Origin of the sequence: Nocardioides sp. J54 (assembly GCF_000519005.1) — a bacterium.
Lineage (GTDB): Bacteria > Actinomycetota > Actinomycetes > Propionibacteriales > Nocardioidaceae > Nocardioides.
Genome location: NZ_JAER01000015.1, coordinates 96009 through 102362 on the forward strand (window position 1 = coordinate 96009; position 6354 = coordinate 102362).

Below are 6354 nucleotides of genomic sequence, written 5' to 3' on the forward strand. Positions count from 1 at the left end.
GCGATCTGCCAAGGTGGCAGCGTGAGCGACCCGGACTGCCTGTTCTGCAAGATCGTCGCCGGCGAGGTCCCGGCCGAGATCGTCCACGAGGGGGAGCGGACCGTCGCGTTCCGCGACATCAACCCGCAGGCCCCGCTGCACGCGCTGGTCGTGCCGCGCGAGCACCAGCCGAACGCCGCCGCCACCGCCGACGCGGACGCGCAGGCGTTCGCCGACCTGGCCGTCGCGGCCCGCGAGGTCGCCGCCGCCGAGGGGTACGACGACTACCGGCTGGTCTTCAACACTGGTGCCGGCGCGCAGCAGACCGTCTTCCACACGCACTGCCACGTGATCGCCGGCCGGCCGCTCAGCTGGCCCCCGGGCTGACAAACGGCTGGGTCCTCGGGCGTCCCTCCCGTAGCATGGAGGGGACCGACTGCCGCTTTGAAAGGCCGCCCGCCGCCGGGCATCCATGACCGACTCAACACCCACCCCGATCACCGCCACCCGGCACACCGTCGTCGTGCCGAACAGCATCGACATGGTCACGCTCTTCGGACCCGGTGACGAGCACCTCGGCATCATCGAGAAGCGGTTCGGCGTCCAGGTCCACGTCCGCGGCAACCGGGTCACCCTCAGCGGCGACCCGCACGAGCTCGAGCTCGCGGAGAAGCTCATCGAGGAGCTCGTCGCGATCCTGCGCACCGGCCAGGGCATCACGCCCGAGGTCGTCGAGCGCGTCGAAGCGATGCTGCGTGCCCAGACGTCCACGTCCGAGCGCCCGGCCGACGTGCTGTCGGTCAACATCCTGAGCAACCGCGGCCGGTCCATCCGGCCCAAGACGCTCAACCAGAAGCGCTACGTCGAGACGATCGACAACCACACGATCACCTTCGGCATCGGCCCGGCCGGCACCGGCAAGACCTACCTGGCGATGGCCAAGGCGGTCCAGGCGCTGCAGGCCAAGCAGGTCACCCGGATCATCCTCACCCGCCCGGCCGTCGAGGCCGGCGAGCGGCTCGGCTACCTGCCCGGCACGCTCAGCGAGAAGATCGACCCCTACCTGCGCCCGCTGTACGACGCCCTGCACGACATGCTCGACCCCGAGTCGATCCCGAAGCTGCTCGCCGCGGGCACGATCGAGGTCGCCCCGCTGGCGTACATGCGCGGTCGCTCGCTCAACGACTCCTTCATCATCCTCGACGAGGCGCAGAACACCACGCCCGAGCAGATGAAGATGTTCCTGACCCGCCTGGGCTTCGGGTCCAAGATCGTGGTCACCGGCGACGTCACCCAGGTCGACCTGCCGTCGGGCACGAAGTCCGGCCTGCGCGTGGTCGAGCAGATCCTCGACGGTGTCGACGACCTCGCCTTCGTGCGGCTCACCAGCCACGACGTCGTGCGCCACAAGCTCGTCGCCCGGATCGTGGCCGCCTACGACGACTTCGACGCGCAGCGGGAGGTCCAGCGCGACCTCCGCCAGAACCGCCGGTTCGACACCGACACCACGAAGGACGACACGGAGTGAGCATCGAGATCCTCGACGAGTCCGGTTCCGGGCTCGACGTGAAGCACTTCGCGCGGCTCGCCCGCTTCGTCATGGACCAGATGCGCGTCCACCCGCTCGCCGAGCTGTGCATCAAGGCGGTCGACGAGGCCACGATCGCCGAGCTCAACGAGAAGTGGATGGAGAAGGAGGGGCCGACCGACGTCCTCGCCTTCCCGATGGACGAGCTGCGGCCCGGCCTGGTCAACGAGGAGCCCGAGGAGGGCGTCCTGGGCGACCTCGTCCTGTGCGTGTCCGTGGCCGAGAAGCAGGGTGCCGCGGCCGGGCACGGCACGCTCGCCGAGCTCGAGCTGCTCACGACGCACGGCATCCTGCACCTCCTCGGCTACGACCACGCCGAGCCCGAGGAGCACAAGGTGATGTTCGGGCTCCAGGACCAGCTGCTGGCCCAGTGGCGCGACCACCTCGCGGCCTCCTGACGCCCAGGGGTCGGGGGAAGGCATGATCGCCGGCAGTCTCTGGCCGCTCGTCGCAGCGGCCGTCCTCGTCGTCCTCGCCGGACTCTTCGCCGCCGCCGACGCGGCGCTCGCCGGCTTCTCGCGCGCCCGCGCGCAGGAGCTGCAGCAGGAGGGTCGCGGCGGCGCCCGTCGCCTCGTCGCCGTCCTCGACGACGCACCGCGCCACCTCAACACCGCGCTGCTCCTGCAGCTGCTGTGCGAGACCGCGGCCATCGTCCTGGTCACCCTGCACGTCGACGAGCACGTCGACGCCGCGTGGTGGGCCCGCGCCGCGCTGGCCATCGGCGTGATGCTCCTGGTCTCCTTCGTCGTCGTCGGCGTCGCGCCCCGCACCATGGGCCGCCAGCACTCCGAGACCGTCGCGATCTGGTCGTCGTGGCCGCTGTCCGCGCTGACCGCGGTCCTGGGCCCGGTCACCCGCGTGCTCATCCTCGTCGGCAACGCGATCACGCCGGGCCGCGGCTTCCGCGAGGGCCCGTTCTCCACGGAGACCGAGCTGCGCGAGCTCGTCGACATCGCCGAGGCCAGCGAGCTGATCGAGGCCGAGGAGCGGAAGATGATCCACTCCGTCTTCGACCTCGGCGACACCACCGTGCGCGAGGTGATGGTCCCGCGCGGCGACGTCGTCTACATCGAGGCGCACAAGAACCTGCGCCAGACCAAGTCGCTGTTCCTGCGCTCCGGCTTCTCCCGGGTGCCCGTGATCGGGGAGAACCTCGACGACGTGCGCGGCTTCGCCTACCTCAAGGACGTCGTCCGCCGCGACTTCGAGGACCCCGACGTCGAGCTCACCCAGCGGGTCGAGGAGATCATGCGCCCGGTGCACTGGGTGCCCGAGTCGAAGCCGGTCGACGACCTCCTCCGCGAGATGCAGGCGCGCCGCCAGCACGTCGCGATCGTCGTCGACGAGTACGGCGGCACCGCCGGCCTGATCACCATCGAGGACCTGCTCGAGGAGATCGTCGGCGAGATCACCGACGAGTACGACGAGGCCGAGGTCGAGGTCGAGCGGATCGGCGAGGAGGACGGCCCGGTGCGGGTCTCCTCGCGCTACCCGGTCGACGACCTCGACGAGATCTTCGGCTTCGACATCGAGGAGGAGGACGTCGACTCCGTCGGCGGCCTGCTCGCCAAGCACCTCGGCCGCGTGCCGATCCCCGGCTCGGTCGTCGAGGCCCACGGACTGCGCTTCGAGGCCGAGCGCACCGCAGGTCGCCGCAACAAGATCGGCACGGTGCTCATCTCCCGGGTCGTCGAGGACGAGCCCGCCGCCGCGGCCGAGAGGTCCTAGCCGGCCGACCTCCACGGGTCCTCGCGACGCCACAGCGTCGGCAGGTGCAGGCCGACCCGCTGGCGGCGCGCCAGGTCGCCCAGCACCTCCATCGTGACGTCGAGGTCGTCGCCCGCGTAGGGCAGCGCCCGCAGCGGCAGGTGCAGCGGCTGGAAGAAGTCGTCCCAGTGCAGCAGCACGACCTCGCGGGCCCCGGTCGCCTCGACCGTCTCGGCCCAGTAGGCACGCAGGTAGGCGCGGTCCTGGACCCCGAGCTGCCCCACCCCGAGGTAGGCCACGTCAGCCTGCCGCCCCGCCAGCGCGCCCGGGCGGAATCCGGCGCTGCCCTGCACCAGCGCCGTGCGCCCCGACGCGTGCTCCACGAGGATCGACCACGCCTCACCGCACTGGTAGGCACCCGCCCGCGCGGGTGGCACCACCGGCGCCTCGATGGTCCCGGGGTAGCGGTCCGGCGGGCAGTGCTCCGACTCGAGCCAGGTCAGCCGGAAGTCCCCGAACGCCTGTGGCTCGCCGGGGGACACGACGCGGATCCGGTCCTCCGGCAGCCCGGCACCCTTCCCGACCTGTGCCGCGGACGAGCCGCCGGCCAGCACGGCCCCGGTCCGTCGTACGACGGCGGGGGAGTCCATCGCGTGGTCGAAGTGCGTGTGCACCGGCGCCACCACCGCGAGCCGGTCGATCCCCGCCCGCCGCAGCGCCGCGTCGATGCGCGCCTCGTCCGGCGCGATCCGCCCGAGCGCCACCCGCGCCAGCGACGGCCGCGAGAAGAACCCGTCCGTCAGCACCGCCGTCTCGCCGTCGTCGAGCAGCACTGTCGACACGCCGAGGAACGTGACGGCGAAGTCACCCGTCGCCTCCGGCACGTCGAACCGGTCGGCGTACCGGGCCAGGTCCGGCCGCCCCCGCCGCAGCCGCACGCTCAGGCCCCGGGCACGATCCGCAGGTCGCGCACCGCGCCGCCGTCCAGCGCCGCGAGCGCCTCCTGGTAGGCCGCCGAGTCGTGGGCCGCCACCGCCGCCTCGACGCTCTCGAACTCGATCAGCACGCTGCGCTGCTCCAGCCCCGCCTCGTACACCCGCTCCGGCATCCCACGCGCGAGAAACTTCCCACCCGCCTCCACGAGCGCCGGCCCCGCCAGCGCGGCGTACGCCGCCAGCTTGTCGGCGTCGAGAATCTCCCGGTAGTTGCTGATCCAGTAGGCAGGCATGGGGACATCCTGTCGCATGGCGCAGGCGCGTCGCCGGTTGTGTTCCGTAGGGTCTGTGTCCGGCGCGGTCCGGTGCGCCGGGGCCGCTGGTTTCGAGGCTCGGTGCTGGCGCGCCTCGCACCTCAACCACCGGCGTGAGCGTTGCCTCGTGGTTGGTGTCGGCGGCCGCGCACCGTAGCCGACCGGCCCCCGCCGTCAAGGAGCTCGCTGCGCTCGCCCGCTGCGCGGCGCCTTCGGCGTCCTTGACTGAGGGGCCCTGCCGGTCGGCTGGTCGGCGCGGTTGCCGGCACGGACTTCGTCCGCGCCGCCCTGTGTTGTCTGGCGCGAGCGTGTCGCCTGTCGAGGGCTGCGCGCGGGCACTCGCAAGCTCGGCCCGCACTTGCCCTCGACGCACCTTCGGCGCGGGCGCCACGCTGCCGCGCCGCAGTTGGCTCCGGTAGGTGGCACAGTCCGTCTGGCGGCAAGCCTCGGGTTCGCTTCGGCCTAACTCCCGGTGGTTGAGGTGCGACGAGCGCTAACGAGGAGCCTCGAAACCTCCGGGCCCTGATGGCGGGCTGTGGCGGGCACAGTCCGGTGGACCGGGCCACTGGTTTCGAGGCTCGGCGCTGGGGCGCCTCGCACCTCAACCAGCGGCGGTCGGTCGGCGCTGGGGCGCCTCACACCTCGACCAGTGGCAGCGGACATGCCTGTGACCCCGCGGTCAGGCGGGGTGTGGGGCGTGGTGGCTAGTAGTCGTCGGGGTCGAGGGGGCGCGGGGTGTCGAGGACCCGGGGGCCCTTGGGGGTGACCAGGAAGTGGCGGCCGTTGGGGGAGAGCCAGAGGTAGTGGCCGGGCTGGATGGTGACGTAGCGCCGGAGGCTGAAGGTCTTGGCGCGGTGGTGGCGTCGGCACAGGGGGACGAGGTTGCACGGGCAGGTCGGGCCACCGCGAGCGTGCTCGACCGAGTGGTCGAGGTCGCAGCGGGTCGCCTTGACGGTGCAGCCGGGGAAGCGGCAGGTGTGGTCACGCAGCTGGACCCGTCGCCGGTGCCGGCCGGGGATCTCGTACGAGTCCACGGGGATGCAGTCGGCCAGGTCGATGACCGGAGGAACGATGACCGTCGTCCCGGGTGCTTGCAGCCACTCCTTCACCTGGCTGAGGAGACCGGTCCACCGGTCTCTTCGCAGCGGGCGACCGGGTTGTCGCCGGTGAGTGTGGCGTCGGTGACGTGGACGTTCAACGTGACCCGTCGTCCGGGGGAGGTGGCGACGACCTCGCCGGTGTCGGGGTCGGCGAACAACAGGTCCAGCGACAGGTCCTGCCGAGCCAGCTCAGCCGCGGCCTTCGACCGGCGGACATCCATCGACGAGTCGTCGCCACACTTGCCGAGGAGGATCGCTCGGCGGGTGACCGCTTCATCGAGGTCGTGGCCGTCGGCTGCGTCCATCAGGCCGTGGATCACGACGTGGCCGGTGTCGCTGGGCTCGTCGACGTCGAAGTGCCGGTGGTCGGAGACCCGCTGCCGCTCGGCCTCTGCGCGTTCCGGGTCAAAGCGGAGGACGGCTCCGGCGACGAGAGCTTGTCAAGATTCCTGTGTAAGCGATCGGTCCCTCGTGGTTGGTTTCTCTCTTACAGGTAGGGGTTGATGCGGTCGGGGTAGGCGATCGCGAGCTGGCCGAGTGCCTGCTTCCAGTTCGTCACGACCTGACCCTCGACGAGCCGCCCGGGCGCCTTGCGGTCCGCGGATGGCCTTCCGCGTTCCTTGGCCCGTTCACGGGCTCGCTTGTCCTCGATGTTGCAGATCGCCAGCCACAGCAACTTCACCACGGCCTCGTCGGACGGGAAGTGCCCGCGGTTCTTGGTGACCTTGCGC

General features: G+C 71.5%; 8 protein-coding genes and 1 pseudogene. 4 read left to right on the forward strand and 5 right to left on the reverse strand.

Annotated elements, in window-relative coordinates; translation table 11 throughout:
* Positions 1-21: 21 nt before the first annotated feature.
* The 4 genes from NOCJ54_RS0112445 (at position 22) to NOCJ54_RS0112460 (ending at position 3295) form a co-directional block, all read left to right on the forward strand.
* On the forward strand, positions 22-366 hold the full coding sequence (locus NOCJ54_RS0112445) for an HIT domain-containing protein (protein ID WP_028655759.1): 345 nt from the start codon (positions 22-24) through the stop codon (positions 364-366).
* Between the two features lie 85 nt (positions 367-451).
* Positions 452-1507: a PhoH family protein gene (locus NOCJ54_RS25540; RefSeq protein WP_051485795.1), complete on the forward strand. Its 1056-nt coding sequence runs from the start codon at positions 452-454 to the stop codon at positions 1505-1507.
* Entirely contained in the window at positions 1504-1965 is a 462-nt protein-coding gene (gene ybeY / locus NOCJ54_RS0112455) for an rRNA maturation RNase YbeY (RefSeq protein WP_028655760.1), read from the forward strand. The genes NOCJ54_RS25540 and ybeY overlap by 4 nt, the downstream gene beginning before the upstream one ends.
* Positions 1966-1987: 22 nt before the next feature.
* On the forward strand, positions 1988-3295 hold the full coding sequence (locus tag NOCJ54_RS0112460) for a hemolysin family protein (RefSeq protein WP_028655761.1): 1308 nt from the start codon (positions 1988-1990) through the stop codon (positions 3293-3295).
* On the opposite strand, the gene NOCJ54_RS0112465 is transcribed toward NOCJ54_RS0112460, so the two are convergent.
* The 5 genes and pseudogenes from NOCJ54_RS0112465 to NOCJ54_RS0112485 all read right to left on the reverse strand — a co-directional run.
* On the reverse strand, positions 3292-4212 hold the full coding sequence (locus NOCJ54_RS0112465; RefSeq protein WP_028655762.1) for an MBL fold metallo-hydrolase: 921 nt from the start codon (positions 4210-4212) through the stop codon (positions 3292-3294). The two genes, NOCJ54_RS0112460 and NOCJ54_RS0112465, sit on opposite strands and share 4 nt — an antisense overlap.
* A 2-nt stretch (positions 4213-4214) precedes the next feature.
* On the reverse strand, positions 4215-4502 hold the full coding sequence (locus NOCJ54_RS0112470) for a DUF1330 domain-containing protein (protein ID WP_028655763.1): 288 nt from the start codon (positions 4500-4502) through the stop codon (positions 4215-4217).
* Between the two features lie 725 nt (positions 4503-5227).
* Entirely contained in the window at positions 5228-5632 is a 405-nt protein-coding gene (locus NOCJ54_RS28305; protein ID WP_028655764.1) for an HNH endonuclease signature motif containing protein, read from the reverse strand.
* A complete protein-coding gene (locus NOCJ54_RS0112480; protein WP_157514887.1) occupies positions 5629-5928 on the reverse strand; it encodes a hypothetical protein in 300 nt (99 codons plus the stop codon). The genes NOCJ54_RS28305 and NOCJ54_RS0112480 overlap by 4 nt, the downstream gene beginning before the upstream one ends.
* Positions 5929-6110: 182 nt before the next feature.
* Positions 6111-6354, reverse strand: a pseudogene (locus tag NOCJ54_RS0112485) (IS256 family transposase); the annotation flags it as partial.